11 protein-coding genes and 1 pseudogene are annotated in these 22,579 nt (G+C 46.0%); 6 read left to right on the forward strand and 6 right to left on the reverse strand.

Going from position 1 to position 22,579, the window contains the following annotated elements:
* Positions 1 to 359 precede the first annotated feature (359 nt).
* Both EXU57_RS08755 and EXU57_RS25755 read right to left on the reverse strand, forming a co-directional pair.
* Positions 360 to 626: pseudogene (locus tag EXU57_RS08755) on the reverse strand (zincin-like metallopeptidase domain-containing protein); the annotation flags it as partial.
* A 108-nt stretch (positions 627 to 734) separates the two neighbouring features.
* Positions 735 to 857, reverse strand: a complete 123-nt coding sequence (locus tag EXU57_RS25755; protein ID WP_262708548.1) for a hypothetical protein — start codon at positions 855 to 857, stop codon at positions 735 to 737.
* Between the two features lie 407 nt (positions 858 to 1,264).
* On the opposite strand from EXU57_RS25755, the gene EXU57_RS08760 reads away from it, so the two are divergent.
* The gene (locus tag EXU57_RS08760) at positions 1,265 to 2,311 is read left to right on the forward strand and encodes a two-component regulator propeller domain-containing protein (RefSeq protein WP_165958081.1); all 1,047 of its coding nucleotides are present in this window, start codon (positions 1,265 to 1,267) and stop codon (positions 2,309 to 2,311) included.
* Between the two features lie 142 nt (positions 2,312 to 2,453).
* On the opposite strand, the gene EXU57_RS08765 is transcribed toward EXU57_RS08760, so the two are convergent.
* On the reverse strand, positions 2,454 to 3,713 hold the full coding sequence (locus EXU57_RS08765; protein WP_133267817.1) for a hypothetical protein: 1,260 nt from the start codon (positions 3,711 to 3,713) through the stop codon (positions 2,454 to 2,456).
* A gap of 1,864 nt (positions 3,714 to 5,577) precedes the next feature.
* Between EXU57_RS08765 and EXU57_RS08770 the strand changes: the two genes are divergently transcribed.
* Positions 5,578 to 5,958, forward strand: a complete 381-nt coding sequence (locus EXU57_RS08770) for a hypothetical protein (protein ID WP_133267818.1) — start codon at positions 5,578 to 5,580, stop codon at positions 5,956 to 5,958.
* A 76-nt stretch (positions 5,959 to 6,034) separates the two neighbouring features.
* Positions 6,035 to 6,334: a GIY-YIG nuclease family protein gene (locus EXU57_RS08775; RefSeq protein ID WP_133267819.1), complete on the forward strand. Its 300-nt coding sequence runs from the start codon at positions 6,035 to 6,037 to the stop codon at positions 6,332 to 6,334.
* A 2,448-nt stretch (positions 6,335 to 8,782) separates the two neighbouring features.
* On the opposite strand, the gene EXU57_RS08780 is transcribed toward EXU57_RS08775, so the two are convergent.
* Together EXU57_RS08780 and EXU57_RS08785 are read right to left on the reverse strand one after the other, a co-directional pair.
* Complete coding sequence (locus tag EXU57_RS08780) at positions 8,783 to 9,556, reverse strand: metallophosphoesterase family protein (protein WP_133267820.1); 774 nt, start codon at positions 9,554 to 9,556, stop codon at positions 8,783 to 8,785.
* Positions 9,557 to 9,915: 359 nt separating this feature from the next.
* Positions 9,916 to 10,248 carry an ArsR/SmtB family transcription factor gene (locus EXU57_RS08785; RefSeq protein ID WP_133267821.1) on the reverse strand — a complete coding sequence of 111 codons (333 nt, stop codon included), beginning with the start codon at positions 10,246 to 10,248 and terminating at the stop codon, positions 9,916 to 9,918.
* Between the two features lie 317 nt (positions 10,249 to 10,565).
* On the opposite strand from EXU57_RS08785, the gene EXU57_RS25050 reads away from it, so the two are divergent.
* Genes EXU57_RS25050 through EXU57_RS25055 form a run of 3 tightly spaced genes read left to right on the forward strand, consistent with a single transcriptional unit; the run spans position 10,566 to position 13,097 of the window.
* Complete coding sequence (locus EXU57_RS25050; protein ID WP_165958082.1) at positions 10,566 to 10,736, forward strand: hypothetical protein; 171 nt, start codon at positions 10,566 to 10,568, stop codon at positions 10,734 to 10,736.
* A 19-nt stretch (positions 10,737 to 10,755) separates the two neighbouring features.
* On the forward strand, positions 10,756 to 12,753 hold the full coding sequence (locus EXU57_RS08790) for an ABC transporter permease (protein ID WP_133267822.1): 1,998 nt from the start codon (positions 10,756 to 10,758) through the stop codon (positions 12,751 to 12,753).
* A gap of 20 nt (positions 12,754 to 12,773) precedes the next feature.
* The gene (locus EXU57_RS25055; RefSeq protein WP_317130025.1) at positions 12,774 to 13,097 is read left to right on the forward strand and encodes an ABC transporter permease; all 324 of its coding nucleotides are present in this window, start codon (positions 12,774 to 12,776) and stop codon (positions 13,095 to 13,097) included.
* 106 nt (positions 13,098 to 13,203) lie between these two features.
* Here the strand turns inward: EXU57_RS25055 and EXU57_RS08800 are convergent, their stop codons facing one another.
* A complete protein-coding gene (locus EXU57_RS08800; RefSeq protein ID WP_133267824.1) occupies positions 13,204 to 21,792 on the reverse strand; it encodes a right-handed parallel beta-helix repeat-containing protein in 8,589 nt (2,862 codons plus the stop codon).
* Positions 21,793 to 22,579 lie beyond the last annotated feature (787 nt).

The following is a 22,579-nucleotide window of genomic DNA, read 5'->3' on the forward strand; positions in this document are numbered from 1 at the left end:
CAAACTGAATCAAAAGCCCGCAAACTCAATGTTTGTGGGCTTTTTACTTAGGGGAGGTGCTCAAAACATTCACCGTTTCTCAAAAAAGTGGTGAGTTAAATGTTTCGTAAGGTATATTCCCAGGTGCTGTTTTCCTAGGGTGACTTTCTGCATAGTTACACGCCGCAGATTTTTTTCTTCAACCTATTCGTTTGAAGGGTTATCAATTTGAAGCTTTTCACCAAAAGGTTGATGAACTAATTACTAAGCTCAAACCTCTTCGGGGTTTTTGTCTTCGATTGGGCAAAAATGTAATCACCTGCTTTCTGTGGCTGAAATGCAGCTTTAAACACCATCGTTTAATCGTTTTTGCAATGCCTTCAGCCATCCCTGAATGTAGGCTGCAGATTTTTGCACGTTAGCTGCCTGATCCTGGCAATTGCGCAAAGAAACGACGCGGTAAGTTCGGCCGTAAGTTCCTCTTTAGAATAGTTCACCTCCAAAGCCAGTTTGCATGACTTCCGGGTAATTGTGTCTGGAGCGCATCCTGTACTTTGCCCCAGTTCGTGATAGAGGGTTGCATAGTATGCTTCTTCTGAGTTAAATAGCTCCCTTGAAGGCATTGTGACCCAGTTAGCTCCAGGTTGATAAAAGCTTGGTCTCTCGCGGCGCTAATGGCTAGTTTGTAAGGCATTGCTCCAATAATTTCTTCCCAACCCGAAATGGGGTAAACATTCTAGAATTCCCTTTTCGACCTATTGCAACTCCACTGCTTCGGCTTCATCATAATTGAAGACGGTATGAATTCTTCGGATCAACCTGGTGGCTGTTTTACTGTTGATTTCAGGCATCGCCAGCTCCTTACCCGACGAAGACATGTGCTACAAGTCAAAAAGAGATCCCGTTTCTTTTCGCCAGGCTGCAGTTCACCTATGAATCTACATCGTACCTTTTTCTTTTCTCATGTGCTAATATTTTTTCTTTTCCGGATGATCTGTCGACGTTTCATAAGGGTTTAATCACGACCAGGTATCAACCGAGGATAGGGCAAGACAATTCCCGGAAGCAGATAAAATATCACGTCTTACATCTCCTACATTGATAAAACCGCACAAGTATGTGGTTTTTCCTGATCTGATTTAGACCCATCTTTGACCCGGCATTGTTGAACGGCATTGGCTTAGACCAATTACTGCGTTGGCAAGGGTTTTCTTCATCGCCTACGATATTACCGGTGATGTTGCACCTACTTACAACCTCAAAGCAAACAACCAAACATAGTCGTGTGGATCCAGAACAAACAATAGGACCCATCATTAAACAACGCTTAAAGTCGCCTTATACTGTGAAGCCGCAATTATACTTGCTGATGCTCGTACTTATGATAGGTGCCGCTTGTAAAAAAGAGCGGAACCCGGGGGAAACACCGGGCGGCAATAGCGGGCCATGGACCGTCTACAATAAAACCAATGCTCAACTGCCGGGTGACCAGGTAACGGCTATAACAATCGACAACACCAATGTCAAATGGATCGGCACCGATAAGGGGTTAGCACGGATCGCAGATTCTACCTGGACCATTTTTACAACAGCAACTTCGCCGTTGCCGTCTTCTTTTATTCGCGCCCTGGCTGTAGGGGAAGATGGCACAGTTTGGATAGGCACAGATAAAGGCCTTTCGCGATATGACGGAACAAGCTGGCAGACCTATACGACAAGCAATTCGTTAATGACGGATAACGGCATTATGTGCCTTACCTATGATAGCAAAAATCATAAGTTATGGGTAGGTACAGAAAAAGAGCTGATCAGTATCGATAAGCATAATGCATGGAAACACTTTGATGAAACCGAAGATGAACTTATACTTTCTATGACCGTCGACAAGGATGGCGCACTCTGGCTGGGCACTTTTAACCACTTTGCATTCAGGGGTAGGATCAGGAAATTTCAGAATGATGATTGGACATTTTTTCAGCTGGACGTGTTAGGTTACGCCTCTACCTTTCCGTATAGCCTTGCAGTAAGCAGCACTAACGTCGTGTATGCCGTGTTAAGCGGTACGTCCGTCAAAACAGTCGTAGAGCTAACTGGTGGCACTTTGATGGAAGTAAATGAGCCTTCCTGCTCGACAGGTTTAAAGACAATCCTCCTGGACCAAAATAAGATCTGGGTGGGTGGCAATTCTTTAGCACGGTATGGTGAAACGCAGGGTACGTGTTTCACCCTTCCCGAAGGTGGATCTAACATCCAGGCCATGGCCATGGATCGTTTTGGCAACTTGTGGTTGGGAACTGTCCATACAGGCTTGGTTGTGTATCGAACAAAATAGAGCGGGGTAGGGCAGATGTCAAAAGTCGATACATTGGTTCCTACTTGTTTGCCGGTTGTGACCAACGATCAACCAATAACTAGCTATGATGTCAGCAGGAACGAATCAATAGCGCAATCCAGCTTTAGCATCCAATGGACAACTAAAAACTCAGTCGAAGCATGTTCTGCGCTCGTACATAAGTATCGCTTTCTGTCTTAGCGGTGATAATTACGTTATTATAATGCTTTCTAGCAAGCTCCCTATTTCCGGCAACAAGATTTGCATAGGCGAGCAATTCTGTAAAGAATGGATCTTTGAAGGTCCCTTCCTTCTGCAAGACCTTTAAGATTTCCAGCGAAGCGTGTATCTTCTCATCATTTGATCGCCATAGAAAGTAACTGCTCGGAAATTTTTGCCAATATGAAAGCCAGCCGCCATTACTGTGCGCATTGTATGCCTTTTTCAGGAGAACCATTGCTGCATCCATATAAATCATATTAATGCTGTCGGTCGCTTTCTGATCCTTTTGAAACTGCTGGTATTTGCTGAGTGTTTTATCAATACCCTTTGCTTTGATTTCTTCCAGCATTAATTCCCGGGGATATTCGGGATGATGGGTCACATAATAATCGAAAGCAAAAGATTTCGGAAAATGGTCGGCAAGGTTTTCCATCCGGTATCCCTTTTTTAGTTCTTGTTTTAGGTCGATCACATAATCATGCTGAAAATCATGGAAGAGATAGACATGAATAATCCCCCTTTTAAGATCGAATATCTGCGAGTATTGGGTGGACAACTCGCCTTCCTGGCGGGTACGGGAAAGTATATCCTTAAACAAGGATACTGAAACGGTTTTTGCATCAGTGAGCATTTTCTCGGCTATATCGAAACGCATACATTGATAATCCTTTGCCGGCAACCTGCTGATGTTGAAATTCGTATTGATCTGATAAGCGCCTTTCTTTTCCACAATGGTGCCGGCATTAATCACCGCAGATCTGCCTTGTGCATCCGCAATCAGCACTTGCGAGCCAAAGGCATAGTTGTGTGTTTTCAGGAAATCAAGAACGTCACCTACATTTTTGCATCGGCCAATTATTTCAAAAAATAAATCCCCATAGTACGGGTACTTTATGGCAAGTTTAGACGGATCAATATCATACTGTGCCGTAAAATCAAAGAATAAACCATGTTCGTTCATGGCTGCCTGTGCCTGCAGATCCGGGAAACCAAAACAAACAGACCCGAAGCGATCTTTTGTAGAAGGGTTGAACCAGATTTTAGAGAATGGATTGTAATTGTCCTCGTTGGCACCGATCAATACTTCTCCATGTAGAGAACACCCGAAAATTGTACAGGCATAGCTGGGCCCGTATATCAAAATAGCAGTCGCCAGCATCAAAAAAACTCTTTTTCTCATCATCATTTTTTAACTCATTATGCAATGTCGTTTAGCTAATCTCTCTTTTTGGGACCAGCCGCTGTTTCTTAATTGTAAATCGTTGCCCGCCCTGCTGCGCCAGTCGGACGGTCGCCGTGCCCAAATTTGTTGGTGGGTCGCACTCTCATCCAAACGCAATCAGCCGGGCGCCCGCCCGTATGAACTACGTTCGGACGGGGGCTTGTACCGTATACCACTACCGGGCAAATTATCCCAGCAAGGAGCTTGAGTAAACGAAACTGAATTAGTATGTATAACCCTTTAGCCTATATAAGCAACTGTTACAACCGCACCATTCAACCTTTCTTTCGCTTTAGATATTTAATGCAGTACCAGGCACTGTTATCGCTACTTTCCAAGTTTGAACAATAAACGGTGTAGCTGAATTGTCCGCTACGTTAAAATGGGGTTTACCCGATAATCACAATCTCGAATTTGAGGATCAAATGCCGTTGAATATACTACTCGCGATTTTCGTTTACATGAGTGATTTTCCGTTTACCAGGTAATTGTTTTCAACTGGTGTTTTGGAACATTAATCTTGATTTATAATCAATATTACGAATACTTTCGTAATCAACAAAAAGGGTTTCTTGTAACGGGTCCACTTATACTCCAGGACAATGACGGCGGTCATGCCTGCTGGTTGCGCTACAAACCCGCCTGACGGCCTTCATTTTAGAACGGTTAGTACAGGCAACTGGAATGACGTAGCCCATTGGCAGAGTTCTTTAGACAGCCTGGCCTGGGAGTCCGCCGTCTCGGTACCAGACCACCATTCCGGAAGCATAACGGTTCGCAATTCCCACACTATTACAATCACAACCAATGTTTCAGCTGATCAGCTGGTGCTGAAAAGATCAATCTTCCTGCACACATAGGTCGAGGCAGCAATGCGTTGCAAATAACAGCTCCGGACAAAACACGGAAGGTGATCGAGATTACCCGGTAAGTCATACTCGAATAAAATGGTATAGTTTGGTTTCTGCCCCATTGCAATATATAAAGCTCATTGCAAAGACAAGCGATCCCATGTTCAGGAATAAGGACCGGGTTCAGTTTCTAAGTCAATGAAGTTGTTGTCTTGCAGTAATAATTTTTGAAGCAACATTGCGAGGCACGAAGCAATTCCATGTTCTGGAAGAAGAACCAAATTTCGAATTCTACAGTCAAAGAAATTGTTTTGGTGCAGTAACATGTAAAAAGCAACATCGTCAATGCGAGGTACGAAGCAATCCCATGTTCTGGAAGTATGACCGGATTTAATTTGTGAAGTCAACAGAATAGTTTTCGTGCAGTAACAATTAAAAAGCAACATCGTCTTGCGAGCAATGAAGCAATCCCATGTTTGGAAGTAGGACCGAGTTCAATTTCTAAGTCATCGGAATTGTTTTGGTGCAGTAACATGTAAAAACCAACATCGTCATTGCGAGGAACGAAGCAATCCCATGTTCGGGAAGTGGGACCGGGTTCAATTTCTGAGGCCAACCGAATTGTGTTAGTGCAGAGACGTTCAAAAACCACCAGCCTGATCATTTGCACCTCGCCCTTGCAATGATGAAGTCCGTCACTCTTCTGGCCAACAATATCTCTGCAAGATTAAACTTCCGATGTTACAACAATGGATTGCTTCGTACCTCGCAATGACGGAAAGGTTATTCCTCTGAATGTGATTTCAGCTATGGTTTATGCTTTTGCTTCACAAAGGCTTGGTTGACTTCCGACCTGCTAGCGTTTACAACGCTACAACAATGGATTGCTTCGTGCCTCGCAATAACGGGAACGTTGGTTGCTCCGAAGGTGATATGGCAAACAAATATGCTTTCGCCTAAACAACACTTGGTTGACTTCCGACCTGCTAGCGTTTACAACGCTACAACAATGGATTGCTTCGTGCCTCGCAATAACGGGAACGTTGGTTGCTCCGAAGGTGATATGGCAAACAAATATGCTTTCGCCTAAACAACACTTTGTTGACTTCCGACCTGCCAACAATTACAACTTTACAACAATGGATTGCTTCGTGCCTCGCAATGACGGGAACGTTGGTTGCTCCGAAGGTGATACGGCAAACAAATATGCTTTCACCAACCAACGCTTCGTTGACTTCGGACCTGCCAACGATCACAACGCTACAGCAAGGGATTGCTTCGTACGTCGCAATGACGGGAAGGTGAGGGCTCTCCAGAAAAAATTCGAACAGGCAGCGCCTTGTAACATTTAAAGAAAATCGTTACCCTTTGAAATGCCCCTTGAATATTTTATTTTGGGGATAGCTAGTAGAGTAAAACGATAAGGCGATGAGATACGGTGGTTGCATTTATATCTTAACAAACAAAAATTACACAGTACTTTATACAGGGGTCACATCAGATCTCAAGAAGAGATTATATCAACACACACAAAAGGACTACGACAAAAGTTTTACAGCACGCTATAACTGTTTCGTACTTGTCTACTATGAAACTTTCAATAGGATAGAAGAAGCAATAGCTAGAGAGAAGCAAGTTAAAGGCGGCAGCAGAGCTGCCAAAGAGAAGATGATCAATGCAATTAATCCCGAATGGAAAGACCTATCAGATGTAGTCAATAACTGGTGATCTACTATTGCGTAATGATGTTAAACACGTTTAAACATGCGGGTAAGACCTCCACATGATTAGATGCGTAATCGTTTAAATCTAGATGATAAGTAGTAGCACTTGCAAAGCATCGTCACTGCGAGGTACGAAGCAATCCCATGTTCTGGAAGTAGGACCAATTCCGACGTCGAAAGCCAACGGAATTGTTTGGGTGCAATAACAATTATAAAGCAACATCGTCATTGCGAGGCACGAAGCAATCCCATGTTCAGGAAGTAGGACCGGGTTCTATTTCTGAGGCCAACCGAATTGTGTTAGTGCAGAGACGTTCAAAAGCCACCAGCCTGATCATTTGAAGCTCGCCATTTCAATAATGGGAGTCCGTCTCTTTCCTGTACAACAGCGATTTTTGCCTCGTTTAAACTTACAAGGCTACAACAAAGGATTGCTTCGTGCCTCGCAATGACGGGAACGCTGGTTGCTTCGAATGTGAATTCAGTTAGGGTTGATGCTTTCGTTTGACATATAAACGTGGTTGACTTCCGACCTGCGAAGCGTTTACAACGCTACAACAAGGGATTGCTTCGTGCCTCGCAATGACGGGAACGGTTGTTGCTCCGAATATGGTTTGGCAAACGTTTATGCTTTCACCAACCAACGCTTCGTTGACTTCCGACCTGCCAACGATCACAACGCTACAACAAGGGATTGCTTCGTGCCTCGCAATGACGGGAAGGTTGGTTGCTTTGAATGTGATTTCAGTTAGGGTTGATGCTTTCGTTTGACATATAAACGTGGTTGACTTCCGACCTGCCAGCGATGACAGCGCTACAACAAGGCATTGCTTCGTGCCTCGCAATGACCCTAACGCTGGTTGCTGCAGATATGAATTTAGCTAGGGTTTATGCTTTCGCTTAAGATATGACGTGGTTGACTTCCGACCTGCGAAGCGTTTACAACGCTACAACAAGGGATTGCTTCGTGCCTCGCAATGACGGGAACGGTTGTTGCTCCGAAGGTGATACGGCAAACGACTAGGTTTTCACTTAACAATTGGTTTGGTTGACTTCGGACCTGCCAGCGATCACAACGCTACAACAAGGGATTGCTTCGTGCCTCGCAATGACGGGTACGGTAGTTGCTTTGAATGTGATTTCAGTTAAGGTTGATGCTTTCGTTTGACATATAAACGTGGTTGACTTCCGACCTGCGAAGCGTTTACAACGCTACAACAAGGGATTGCTTCGTGCCTCGCAATGACGGGAACGCTGGTTCCTCCGAATATGGTTCGGCAAACCTTTATGCTTTCGCCTAAGCAACGCCTTCGTTGACTTCCGACCTGCCAACGACCACAACGCTACAACAAGGGATTGCTTCGTGCCTCGCAATGACGGGAACGCTGGTTGCTTCGAATGTGAATTCAGTTAGGGTTGATGCTTTCGTTTGACATATAAACGTGGTTGACTTCCGACCTGCCAGCGATGACAACGCTACAACAAGGGATTGCTTCGTGCCTAATAATGACGGGTACGGTGGTTGCTCCGAAGGTGATACGGCAAACGACTAGGTTTTCACTTAACAATTGGTTTGGTTGACTTCGGACCTGCCAGCGATGACAGCGCTACAACAAGGCATTGCTTCGTGCCTGGCAATGACCCTAACGCTGGTTGCTGCAGATATGAATTTAGCTAGGGTTTATGCTTTCGCTTAAGATATGACGTGGTTGACTTCCGACCTGCGAAGCGTTTACAACGCTACAACAAGTTGCTTCGTGCCTCGCAATGACGGGAACGGTTGTTGCTCCGAATGTGGTTCGGCAAACTTTTATGCTTTCGCCTAAGCAACGCCTTCGTTGACTTCCGACTCCGAGACGATCACAACTTTACAAGAAGGGATTGCTTCGTGCCTCGCAATGACGGGAACGTTGTTGCTCCGAATATGGTTCGGCAAACTTTTATGCTTTCGCCTAAGCAACGCCTTCGTTGACTTCCGACTCCGAGACGATCACAACTTTACAAGAAGGGATTGCTTCGTGCCTCGCAATGACGGGAAAGCTTCGTGCCTTGCAATGACGGGAACGCCTGGTGCGAGATACGCCTTCTGATTGAGGGACCTCCTCAGATCGGTTAAGATGTTGACCAGGGCGATGCACCTGAACGGAGCGTCGCAAGGATGTTCAATCAGTGAACAAATGCTGGTCACCAAAAAAGCCAAACAAACCGGTGCTGAATAAAACGAAAAATCAAATCACTTTGCTGTAAATCGTGTAACAGGCTTCCTTATTTTTTTAAGCAACCGCTTGCGTACTTTCAACAGATCTTTGCTGACTGCCTTACTTTGGTCGGTGATAATATGAAGTGGATAGTAGTGACCATGGTTTACGCGATATCCGTCTGTCATTGGCTGGTCCGCCGGTGTAGATTTTTGGTTGTCATCTTTGTCCATCAGAAAATACGTTAAGATTGTCTAAAATCCTTTTCTAAGCATTTCGGCGTATGCATCGGGTAGGGGACTTTCCTCGATTGCCTTAGCAGCCTTTTCTACATCATATTCAAACCTCACAAAGTCGACCTGGATAGCGTGTTTGTTTGAAATCGAACTTTCGGCATTTATCGTCAACATGACATAGCAGCCCTTTGGATTGTTGTCCTTGGGCTTGCCTACAGAGCCGGTATTAATAGCATGACGATAACGGGGAGTTTCCGTTGGCGCAGTTGGGAGAACCCGGTGATAGGGTTTGTGGGTATGTCCAAAACACAGGATATCAGCATCAGCCTGCTCCATGATTCTGAGCAGGCTTTTTTCGTTCCTATCCTCAAAAAGGTACTCGTTTATTTTACGCGGGCTACCATGTACCAATAACAGGTTTAGCTTGTCGTTATTGAGCTGGAATTCCAGTTTAATGTGAGCAGGTAGGGTTCTTAGATATCTTCTTTCATCGGGTCTCACAAGCGTGTTTGTGTAGGCTATCGAAATTTTTCCCATGTCCCGTTCAACGTCGGTTTTATAGGCACAGCCACATTCGTCGCTCAATAGGCCAATACCCTGATCATAGTTTCCAGCAATGGTTGGAATACACCTTTTCCTGATCTCGTTGATAACTTCGTTGGGCCAAATATTGTAGCCAACCAAATCACCAAGGCAGTAAATGGCGTCTGGCATTTGCGCTTCTATGCTCTTAAAACAAGCCTCCAATGCAGGAAGGTTCGCGTGTATATCACTAAACAATGCAATTCTCATGCAGTAGGATTTTATGCTTTTAAGTCGAGGGTTTGAGTACCACCTCTTCTACAACCAGCATGCAACATCTACCAGGGCTATAAGGCCGGCACTTCTACCAGCAGACGGAAATATGACTCCGTAAGAGCCTGCTCGCTTTTTAACCCAACGAGTCCTCTAGCAACGCCAATGGCAAATTCAAAGTTACCCCCAGCTTGTAGACGAAAGTGCTGACGAACCTGGTACCGTTTGCGCTGAAATAACCCACTCGAAAATGCCCCATTGTTGTTATGGCTGAGAACCTCATAGGACTACTGTAATATTAGTAAGTCGTAATTGGTTTATTGCAATGTAACGATAATCGAAAATAAAAAAAGGGGCTAACAACAAGAAGTATTATTAGGCTCGTACCCCACAAAAAATTTTTCCATCTCCTGCCTGTATTGCTTCCAAACTTTATCATCAATACAATAACAAACACTTGTTCCATCAACTGTGCCCTTGATTAAGCCCGCATTCTTTAGCTCTTTAAGGTGTTGTGATATGGTTGCCTGTGCCAGTCCCAACTCTTCTACCAGGTCGCCACAAATACATGTTTGAGCATTAACCAGGTACTCGATAATCGCGATACGGGCAGGATGAGCTAATGCCTTAAGCATTACTGCCAATTTGTTTTGCTTCTCGGTAAATATTTCTGACTTCGTGACTCCCATATCAATTGCAATTTTACGATACAATTTGGAATGATGATCAGCTAACTCAAAATCTTACCGGAAAAGGTATGGTAGATCACCCTTGCGGTGATCCACAAAAGGCTTGTAGCCTTCCCGGAGGGAGTACCTCGTTTTTGATGCATAGAGCCCAAGAATGTTTCCCGGCGCAACGGGTGCACCGCACATTGACCCACCGGCTTACCAACTTAACAGCTATTTCGGTGTTGCTTATGTTTCGAAACCGGACATTTCTTGTACACAAATGAACAGCCTAATTGCAGATCGGTTTATTAAATGTCTGATTTCTAAGATATTAGATGAGTGGATTACTGTTTGAAGTTGTAATGGATCCGAAAGCATGGCGGCAGGCAATACTTGAAATTTTGTTTACACCCGATGAACAAATTCAAAGTTTTAAACAGGGCGCGTTTTCAAATACGATAGACAAACAACCTAAAACACATTCACTTGATCCGGAATTATTTTAAAGTCACAATCCGCAACCTGATGCGAAGGCCACTGTTTACATTTATCAATGTATCCGGGCTGAGCATAGGGATTGCCTGCGCTGTTTTTACTTTCCTCTATGTAAAAAGCGAGCTCGGCTATGACCGGTTCCATGCAAATGCCGGCAACATCTACCGGGTCAACTCCATTCAAAAAAATTCAGGCGAGACGGCTCTTGTAGCAACAACTCCACCTCCGTTGGCTGCAACGCTCCGCAAGGATTTTGCCGAAGTAAAGCATACCGTAAGGGTAGGGCGCTGGTGGGCAAACTTCAAGTCGGAAGCCCAGGTATTTGAAGAAAAAAGCATCTATGCAGTTGATCCGTCGTTCCTGTCTGTTTTTTCTTTCCCGCTGCTGAAAGGCACCAGGGAACAGGCACTTCTCCGGCCAGATGCGATACTGATTACCGAACAAACGGCGGAGAAATATTTTGGCCAAGGTTGGCAGAACAAAAGCGTTGTTGGCAAGCAATTGTCAGCGAAAGCCGGAAAGGACGAATACACGTTTACCATTACGGGGGTTTTGAGCAACATTCCTGTACAATCGACCCTGCAGTTTGACTTTTTGGTTCCTTTTGCGTTTCTTGAAAAGTTTGACAATGCAACAGAACAATGGGGTTACTATTCGTACTATACATTTGTGCAAACGGCAGCGGGAACTGATGAAGCCCGGTTTGCAGAGAAGGTAAAGGCGCAGATAGCCACGTACCGGCCTGGTTCCGAAACGACCTTGCAATTACAGCAGTTAACGAACATCTACCTGAATTCGAATGTCGCGTACAATTCGGAACTCGGTGTTGTTGGCAATCGCAGCTATGTCAACATCTTCATCACCACAGGCATACTGATCCTGCTGCTGGCCTGCATCAATTTTATAAACCTCAGCACCGCCCAAACGGTGCCACGTTCTAAAGAAGTTGGCCTCCGCAAAACCATTGGCGCATCGCGCGTACAGCTGGTGTCGCAATTTCTTTTTGAGGCAGCCATACTGTGTGGTGCCGCTGTGCTTCTTGCTTTCCTGCTTGTTGAGTTGGCTTTTCCTCTTTTTTCAACGTTGTATGGCAAACCCATTCGCCAGGATTATGATGCCTCTTTTTGTATGGGCTTAGCCGTTCTCTACCTCGCCACCGTGCTGCTGGCGGGTTCTTACCCTGCGTTTTATCTTTCTTCGTTTAAACCGGTAAAAGTGTTGAAAGGTGTTATCGTAGCACCCAGGCGGCACCGGTTTCGACAAGCACTCATATTAACACAGTTTGTTGTTGCAGTAGTTATGATCATAGCGGCTATCGTGGTGGCAAGCCAGCTTCGTTATCTCCGTACCAAAAACCTGGGCTTCAATCGTTCCCAATTGTTGTATGTGCGGTTGAAGGCACCTGATATAAAAAAGAACTACCGGCTGTTTAAATCTGACATTCAGCAACAAGCTGACGTGGCCGGCATTACTGCATCTACGGCGAACATGGTAGATGTAAGCAACAGCAGCAATGGAATTAAGTGGGAAGGCATGCAGCCTGGCGATGATTTTTTAATGACACAAATGACAGTGGATGCCGACTTTTTGAAAACCACTGGCATAGCGTTGTTGGAAGGCCGCAATTTTTCAAGTGAGGTAGCAGCTGACTCCGCCGCTTACCTGGTAAATAAAACTGCAGCGGAACGTTTGGGTATGTGGAAGAATGCTATAGGAAAAAAACTAACATTTTGGGGCACTGAGGGAACCATCATTGGCATCCTCAAGGACTTTAACTACCAGGCGCTGACCACTTCCATTCAACCCATGGTGTTCGGTACCGCCCCGAAGAGTGGCACTTCAACCTCCTGGTTAAAACAAAGCCCGGCAAGGCTGCTGCTACCATTGCACGTATTGAACGTTTATACAAAAAATACGATCCCGAGTCGCCTATTGAATATGGCTTTGTCGACGAGGCGCTTGACAAGCAGTACAATTCGCAACAAGGAACCGCTAAAATCATTGCCTGTTTTACCCTGCTTGCAGTAGCCTTATCGTGCCTCGGCTTATTGGGCCTGGCGGCGTACACGGCAGAACAACGGACAAAGGAAATTGGGGTTCGCAAAATATTGGGAGCTGAAGTTAGCACCCTTGTTTCCCTGCTTTCAAAAGATTTTTTGAAGCTGGTACTACTTGCCATTATAATTGCCACGCCGGTGGGTGCGTATATCATGATAATCTGGCTCAGGGATTTTGCCTACCGTATTAGCCTTAGCTGGTGGATGTTTGTTGGGGCCGGCATGCTTGCCTTGGTTGCAGCGCTGGTTACGACCAGCTACCACGCTTTTAAAATCGCTGTTGCAAACCCGGTAAAAAATCTTCGGACCGAATAACGAACAGAAGCCATTTGATACCTGCTTCTATTAACAGTTGAAAAGCAGCATCTTCAATGGCCATTTACCCACACCTGATTTCATTTTATGTAACGTCCACCCCGCTTTACAATTGCTGCAAAAGGATGGTGCTTAGCGACCCGCTTAAAATAAGGTTTAATAAAAAGTTTTGGTCATTTACCGGTCCGTTGAATTTTATGCTGCCGTCCATGTTGATATCATCAGCTGCATAAACACCTGTTAGCACCGTGGCCAGGGAGCCGCCTAATGAGAGGTTAAGAATTTGGTTGTGGTCATTACCCGGGCCTGCATAGCGCACGTTCCCATTTGCATTCGCATCGCCCGCACGCATGGCCCAAATGGTTCCGAGCTGAAGGGTTGACGTGTAAGCCTGGCTTTGGAAAGCGTTGCCGGATGAGGTTGTAAAATCATGATGGGCAGCTCCGCCGCTGAAGTCAAGGATTGTTGCAGAACGAATTCCCAAATGGTTCCTGTGACGGATGGATACAAAATAGCCAGCAGGTGTTACTCCATTGAAGGTTACCTGGTTGGTCGTGCCATCTATTTCTACAATGGTACCATCCCGCTTTACAAAGGCTGCCCTTCGCGCCACTACGGTACCCGGTGAGGAACTGCTCCTGAGCTCAATAAGCACCCAGTCAACAATATCACTATGTGCCGCGAAAAACCCCGGAGGCACCCCTTCGTTGGCGTAATGCTTAAACACTTCCGTAGCATAAGGTTGAGCAGCAGCTTTCTCCTGCAGTATACCAAGGCTATTCAGTGAATTGCTCATGATACCGGTAGCCGAATTGTACGCACCTTGAAGAAAAACTTTGCCGCTAAAGGTTATTGTCCCCGCATTTGTTAGACCCGTAAACAACCCAAAGCTGTTGAGTGCGGGGGCGGACATCGTATTGGTCGTTGTATTTAGATCGCTACTGGCAAGCGTGTTCCAATTGCCTGCGGGGTTAGCTTGCGCGAGCTTCAGACCCGTTTCGTTCGTGATGGTTCCGAGCCACACATCTTTATATTTCACATCAATGTCGTAGTTGTATGCTCCCCCGCCTTCGGCCTTGATGCTGTCGTAAAAATACATATGCGGTGAACCCATTGGCAGCGATGGGGGACGTACTCCCGAATACCTTCTCACCATTATGGAAGCAGGTACTGGTGCATCCGGCGCCCACCTGATGATAGCAATGGTGTCTGTTGCAAAAAGAAATGTTTGCGTGGTGCCGGCAATAGGCTTTTCAGGGAAAGCAGTTGCAACCGGAGGAGCAACCCTTGGCGTAAATTCATAAGCACCAAGATCAGGAACACCTTCGGCAAGTGTGGTTGGACGAGGGTTGCCGTTTTTATCTTTATCATTACCTGGTATGTGGATACCGTGACCATGCAAACCCCAAACCTCAGGATGTGTAGTATCGGGCACAAGGGGGGTAAAGTTGAGATAAGCCGGCCTGATTGAAAGAGAATGTTTATCGTTTCCGGATGCTGCTCTCCACGACGCCAAATCCTGGTAAATCGTCGATGAGGCCCCTGATTGCACAAGATTGCCCTGCGGCGAGAAAAGGTTATTGTAGTCGCTGGAAACAGCGCTGCCGATTTTCATAGCCAGGCCGATGCCCGAATGAGAGATGATATTATTTCTTACAATAATATCATTGCCGTTGATATCAGCACCAGTCATTACGGCGCCTGTCGCCAGTTTTTCGGAAGCAGTGGTTGAACGTACCGAATTATTGTAGATGTGAAGGTTAGTCCCCGAGCAGGATAATGCCGTTTGGCTGCCACCAGATGCATTGGTGATATACGCCACATTATTGGTGATTAAGGCGTTGTGGCTGGCACTGATCAACAAACCTGTGGCAGTAAGATTTGGTTCCGGGTTTGGACCAAAAGTATAGGATTCATTACCTACGCCTACTAAGTTGTTGCGGACAATCCCCGGGTTTTGAGCTGTGCTTAGCGCGTTGTAAATGGCCATACCTTTTGCAGAAACATTCTTTACCACTCCGCTAACCGAATTGTTCAGGATTTCATATGAACCACCGCAATTGATAAGGTTGACACTTGCCCCTGCCGTACCGTTGGAGGTAACTGTATTACCCGTAAACCTGAGGTTTGCTGAATTGGATACCGTTGCACCACTTAACCTGGATGTAATCACATTATTGCGTATGGCAATGTCATCTCCCGAAAGCAACATCCCAAAATTCCCGCCTGTAATCGTGTTATTGAAAAATACCCCATTTGATACCATGCCATATATTCCGGTAAGTAAAAAGCCGGTTGTCGGATCAGTTGATTCGGGTACTTTGATCGTGCAATCAATTATACTATCGTTACTGCAATCGTTGAATTCGATGGCCCTTCCATATTGAGGTGTGGTATACATGTTTGAAGTGATCTTCAATGCCCGCAAGGTTAAATAACGCACACTGTCGAGCCTTAAAACAAATAGACTGGCTGCCGAAGTCATAAAAGAAACTTCAACCGAATTGCGGTTTCCATCCGCCGGCTCAAATACCACCGTGTTGGTGGCCGAAGCACCCGGCATTGGCTTGAACACGAGCTGCTCGTTATAGATACCAGGTGCCACTTTAAAAACAACTGGTCCGTCTATGCCGCAAGCAATTGCATTAACCGCGTCTGTGAATGTCTGAAAGTTTCGCCCACTTGTAATGGCTTCCCTATTTACCGTGTAGGTGCCAGACAGTAGTGTTGGTACCGCCAGGTTACTTACCGTAGAATAAGCAACTGTTCCTCCGCAGCCTACCCGTGCACGATAATAAAAGTTCCCTGAAGCAGAGATCGTGGTATCCGGATCCATGCTTTCATTGCCGATTTCAACATATGGTCCGGTGGCATCTGTTGCCCTCTGCCATAGATAAGTTTGTCCGGCTCCATATGAGTTGCCCGATAAAGAAAGCCGCACCTCGGTACCCGAACAGCCGTTGAAAGCACCAATAGCCGAAACAACCGAAGATCCCGCTGTTGGAGGGTTTACACATGGTTGGGCTGTAAACTCGTAGGCGCCGGGATCAGGTGTTGAAACGTTTCGCTGCTGCCCGCTGATGTCGGTCAATATGTTAACCGGCATACCTTTATCATCCAGAACTGCAGATGATGGCCGGAAGTCCCCGGCAAGGGGATCAACAAACTGTGGATTTACGGTTAACGTTTGTGCATCCTGCCCCGTAAGCGCCTGCCACTCCTCAAGGGTTGTTGCACGGGTGTTGGCGATTGCCGACGTTGCAGCCGATCCGATAAAGTGATTGGATTTTCGTTCAATAAAGTAGTTGTTTTTGTTTCCGATAAACCCTGGTTTTAACGTTCCACCCGATAATACAATTCCGGTAGCAAAGCCATTGCCATTACCGGCAATGGAAACGATGTTATTATTTAAAAGATTAGTGCCCCTGTCGCCGGAAAGCAAGAAGCCCACAACTGACGACTGTGATGCGGTTGATGCATGATTCAATACAATAGTATTGTGGTGCGCCGTCATATTGCCCGATGATCCGTGACCAATACCTGTTGCATTGCGGGTTGAGCTGATATCATATATCAGGTTATTGGCAACCAGGTTGTCGGCTCCTGCTACGCCAAACGATATTTGTATGGCCGTGAAAGTTGTAACCGGTGATAATGGTGATCCTAGTGAAGAATGAACGCGATTGCTCACAACGGTTACGCTTCGATTGTTTTGTAATTGAATACCATAAACCTGGTAGGCGGATGCCGATGAGCGCAGTGGACGCGAGATCGTATTACCCTCCACCAGTAGATCCCTTTGATATAAAGCGGAAATGCCATTCAAATAGGAATCTTTGATGGTGTTGTACCTGATCTGGTTGCCTGTGATAATAAGATTCCCATCTCCAACGAGGCTTATACCATTATCACCGCCTGTGATCGTATTAAACTCCACTGTGTTAAAGTCGCAATTAAACGATCCGGCTACGGGGTCGTAAGGAATAGTTGATGTTAGTGCGATCCCGGCTGAACTTGTGCTAACATCGGAAGTGTCTAAATAAACAGTACATCTCCTGACGGTGTTATAATCTGAATTGCCGGTTAGCTGGATACCCATTTGCCCCGTAGCCTGCCCCCTGGTGTCAACAACCAGGCTGTCGAACTTGATGTATTTTGCCCGGCGGATCTTGATAGCGGCTCTTTCACTTGTGCTGGACGAATTAAACCTGATCAGCGCTCCGTTACCATTAAAAGTAACCGTATTGATGGCCGATGTTCCCTTAATGGAGTCTACAATAACCTGCTCATCATATGGACCACTTCCTGGCGCCACGTTAAAGGTAACAGGACCGGAAATTCCGCAACTGATCATCTTAATTGCATCCCTGAAATTTCGAAAATTGCTACCCGTTGTTGGCAGGGCTGAGTTGATGGTAAATGTGCCTCCGGCAGATGTGGTTGGCACTTCAATAAACACGGGCTCCGAATACAGGAACTCCCCCCCGCATGCCACAGCCACCTTGTAAAAACCACTTCTAACCACGTAAAAAGATGTGTTTGGCATAGGGCCCCAACTGGTTATAGCGGAGAAAGAACCATCGATTTGTTGTGCGTTTACCCACTGGTAAATCATTCCGGGTCCTGTTGATATATCTTTTACGTTCAGGCGCACCTGGGTTCCTAAACAAATGGAGGGGATCGAGTCCACACGGGTGAAATATGCAGCGCCCCCGTTTGTGGGTGCAGAACATCCAACACCTGTAAATTCAAAGGCCCCAATGTCCGGCGCCGTTGTATTACGCACCTGTTCTGCGAAATCAGTAGCAATGCCTACATTAACACCTTTATCGTTCAACAAAATCGATGTCGGCCTAAGATTGCCACCAGCAAGATCAGCAAAGAAGGGATCAATTGCAACCGTGTTGGTAAGTAGGCCGTTGGGAACAGCAGCCAGGGTTGCGTACTGGGCATTTCCATAACGAAGTATATAATTTTTGCCCGACTGATCTAAGGTAAACAGGTTGTTGTTGCTTTCGGTAATGTTAGCTGCAACACTGGAAGAAGAAAGAGAGAGCGCATAGCTGGTTGAAACCGGCGACTTCCTGATGTAGATATTATTATTCCTGAATTTTACCCCGATGGGGTTGGTTGCTCCTGAATAAAAGCCAATGCTGCCTGATCTGCTCGCACTATCATCGAATACAATTGTATTATGATAACAAGCCAGGTACGAAGAACTTTCATTATAGATACCCGCCTGGGATCCTTGCCCTTTAACATCATATACCAGGTTGTTGGCAACAACATTGTCTATTGCGGCAGTCCCCGAAGCATTTGAAAACCGGATGGCATAAAACTGATCGAAAGCACCTGGTTTTCCTCCAAACGGGTTGAATAACCGGTTTTTCGAAACCCTGGCGGCGGTGGTTGTCGATTGAAAGAAGATACCTTCAAAATTAGCCACCCGCGTACGATACGGCCTGCTTATCGAATTGCTTTCCACTAACAGGTTGTTCGTATAGCTTGCGAATAAGCCGTATGCAAAAAAGTCCGTAATAATATTGTTTGTTATCCTATTACCATTTACCAATGCTGAAGCACCTCCAACGATTGTGATGCCATAGTAACCTCCCGAAATCCTGTTTCGTTCAAAAGTATTATTGTCGCAATTGGTAGCCCCCGACGCTATTGCATTGTTCCCCGCTGCGCTTACGACAATGCCTGCAAAGTTTGTGTTGTAAGAAATAACACTGTCTACTATGATCGTGCACCGCCTTACCGTATTAAAGTCGGCATTGTTAATCAGCTGTACGCCAAATTGATCACTACCTGCACCCGTCGCATCAATCACCAGGCTATCGATCGTTACATAATCCGCTTTGTTCAACTTAATTACCGCCTTGTCGTCGGGGTTTGACGAACTGTATTTTAGAACAGCACCATTACCATTTATCGTAATCGTATTCACAGCTGAGGCACCGGTAATGCTATCAAATATTACCTGCTCGTTGTAAGGACCACTGCCCGCCGCTACATCAAAAACAACAGGCCCTGTAATACCGCATTTTAATGCAACGATCGCGTCACTAAAACGCTGAAAGTTGTTGCTTCCTGTAGGTAGCGCCGGATTGATGGTATAAGCGCCTCCGGCAAGCCCGCTGCTAACGGTTATGGCCACCGGTTCGGAATATTGTACCTCGTTTGAACACCTGATCGCAACCCGGTAATACAGTGCCGCTGTAGCCATTACAGTAGTATCGGGGTAAGGCATAAGATTACCTGCCGCACTGTAGGTGCCGTTTGCTGAAGTTGAAGTTTCCCACTGGTAGGTTTGACCGGTGGCCGACGAGTAATTGATCAGGCTTAATTTCACAGGGCTTCCCGGGCATACTGCCGCAGTTGTTAACGAAGTTGCAGAACCCGGTATCATTGGCGAACTGCACGCCAGACCTTCACTTTCAAATGCACCGATATCCGGAGTTTTTGTATTTCTTAGCTTATTGTTGATATCAGCAGTTACACCCACAAACGTGCCCTTGGATTTCAAAAGGGGAGCGGAAATCGAATAATCCCCATTGGCAGGATTTATAAAAAGGGGATTTAAAGCAACCGAGTAAGCATCCTGGCCACTGGCAGCCTGCCAGTCAGGTAGCCGCGAAAAATTTGCATTTGTCGTGCCGGCAACATAGTTTGATCCCGCCGTAGAACCAACATAATAATTGTTGAAGTTTAAATTAAGTCCCGTGAGTGCATTAACAAAAACGGCGTGCTTGGTTCCTTCGCCACTGGTAGTCACACTAATGTTGTTGTTTTTAAATTCAACACCAATATTGCTGCCTTGCTCATAGCCACGGACGAAACTGCCGGAGTTCCTGTCAGGGTGGTCCAGCGAAATCGTGTTATGAAAAACCTTCGCGTAGCTTGATGAATTTCTAAGTCCTATTAAGTTTCCGGTGTTGTTCAGGCGATAGATAAGGTTATTGCTTGCAACAGTTTCGTTTCCTGCACTGGCACCAGACGAAAACAAACTGATCCCGTATACATACGATGTGCCGGTATAATTGTTTATGATGTCATGTACCCTGTTCCCAATGATCCTGACCCTTACTTCGTTAAAATTCAGAAATATTCCGGATACACTAAAACCACCCATGTCGCGATGTGGCCGGCTTACATCATTGCCTTCGATCAAAGCGTTGTAACTACCATTTAAAAATATTCCCGAGTTGAAAAAATCTGAAATCGTATTCAACCTTATTTCGTTATTGCCTGCAGTTACGGATGAATTTCCATTGATGTATATGCCATACCTGCCGCCCGTTACCATGTTCGCGGTTATTTTATTGCCCGCTGACAAGTCAACCAGTACTCCAATAGAATTTGTCTCAATTGCAGTTTTGGAAAGCACGATCGAACAATTTTTCACGATGTTATTGTCGGCCCTGTTTTGCAAAACAATACCGGCACCGTAGGCGCTTTCACCCGCGTTTAAATTAAGGCCGTCGATCACCAGGTTATCAGATCCATTTAAGGTGAGCACCGCATTTTGATCCGAGGTGGGTCCGCTATAGAACAGGGTAGCACCATTGCCTCTAACCGTTAGGGTATTAGTAGCAGAAGTGCCGCCAATCTCGCCGAATACTACCCGCTCATTATAGGGGCCGCTGCCGGGCGCGACATCAATAACCACCGGCCCGTTAATGTTACATAGTTGATTTACGGCTTCACTAAAAGTTCTAAACGTCCTGCCTGAAGATGCTTGCCTGCTGTCGATAACAAACGATCCCGAAACGGGAGCAGGAACGCCGACGAATACCGGTGACGAAAAAACGGTAACACCACAGGTTACAGCCATGCGGTAATACTTCGGAGTTGTTTGTGTAATGGTATAAGTGTTTCCGGTGGCGCCAAAAATCGGGCTCCAGTTCACATTGTTGTCCGAAGATTGCCATTGAAAGGTTTGACCATTTTCGGGGTTGGTGTGCTTCAGGGTAAAACTCTGGCCTATACATACGGTAGAGGAGGACGAAAGAATTTGCGGAACGGCAGGAGCGGTGCATGCAGGTGGTTCGTCAAAAGTGATACTGCCCGTAAAATGACCCGTACCATATTCCAGTCCGGGGCTTCCGCCAACAAACCCAACGGTTGAGGTAAATTCCGTTGGCTTAAAATTGCCAATTTTCAGGTATACGCCTCTAGCTAAAAAGTTGTTTTGTATAAACACCTTTGCACCCAGGTTACTCAGCCTTAAAACACCGGGTCCTGCATTTTTCCTAAGCACAAACCGGTATGCGGTGCGCGCCGGAATAATAACATTTAACCCTTGAAAAATGGGGGTAATGGACGGGTACGAAACAGGCACAGCTCCTGAAGTGCCTACCTCGGTCCAGTCAGACGATGGGATTAGCGAAGGACCTGTCGTTGAAGTAGCAGAGTAGAAAAGTGTCCACGTAGCGTCATTGTCGCGTGGCTGTATGTAATTCGAAACCCCGGTAAATTTAACCGGTACAAAGTTCGAGTTGTCTACCAGGAAGGCCAGGTGAGCGGCGCCTTGTGTACGTATCGAGTCGAGTCCGTTAAATCCTGTGCCCTCCGTGGTAATGGTGGTGGTCTGCGAAAAAGCCTTGCCAATGAATCCTCCTGGAATAAACAGTAACAGCGCAACGATCATTCTGCCGATAGGGTGGGAGCAGGCTCCTGTAATTTTTTGCATATATGTTGTTGCCAGAGCCCTGGCGATTTCTAGGAAGGGTAAATCGGTTATTGCTTGCTAAGCAACTCCTGTTGTTGAACGCTGATCCGGGGTTGATTGTAAGAATATCGGGGTACAGTGTGCCTGCCTGATACTAACAGGTCGATAGCGCTAAGTCTCTTTGATCTGCCGGTCCTTCGATTACTTTGTATAACCGGTTTAAAAAGCGTGAGGAAAACTACTTAAAAAGATTTTAAAATTTAAGCCTTTTTTTATGCGCAACCTGTTTTATCATCGGCGTTTAGTTACAATAGCTCCTGCGATAAACTGATGCTGTTATGGTCACAGTGATTGCGCGTTCTATTCGCCGGGCGGCGTTAGTCGTGCAGGCATTGTGCTTTCCGTTACCCTATTATGGTAGGGCATCAAAGCACCCACGATAAATAGCTGTTAAGTGCCGGGAAAATGATTTTTTTGGCTACCGGCTTTTGGTTTTTATGGCGACATCGTTGCGTCGCATTCCGTTCATCGGCATATCATTGGGCAGCAATAGCTGCGATCGATGCAAACGATCCAGGAACGCAAAAGCCCGAACACCAGTGTGGTGAACGAGGAGACAGCAGGCTAAGGAAGGCACACGCTGCTAGTGGGAAAGCAATCCGGGAGGGATTGTCGGTTACAACGAGTGGGGCGGTTCAATCAGCGAGGCTGTTTAGGGCAGTGCGAGCTTTTACAATCCAGCAGGGAACACCCGAATTCGTTTTTCTGTAGCATGGCCGGTTCATTGATATATTGGGTTTATTCTTTC

Origin of the sequence: Segetibacter sp. 3557_3, assembly GCF_004354985.1 — a bacterium.
Classification (GTDB): Bacteria; Bacteroidota; Bacteroidia; order Chitinophagales; family Chitinophagaceae; genus Segetibacter.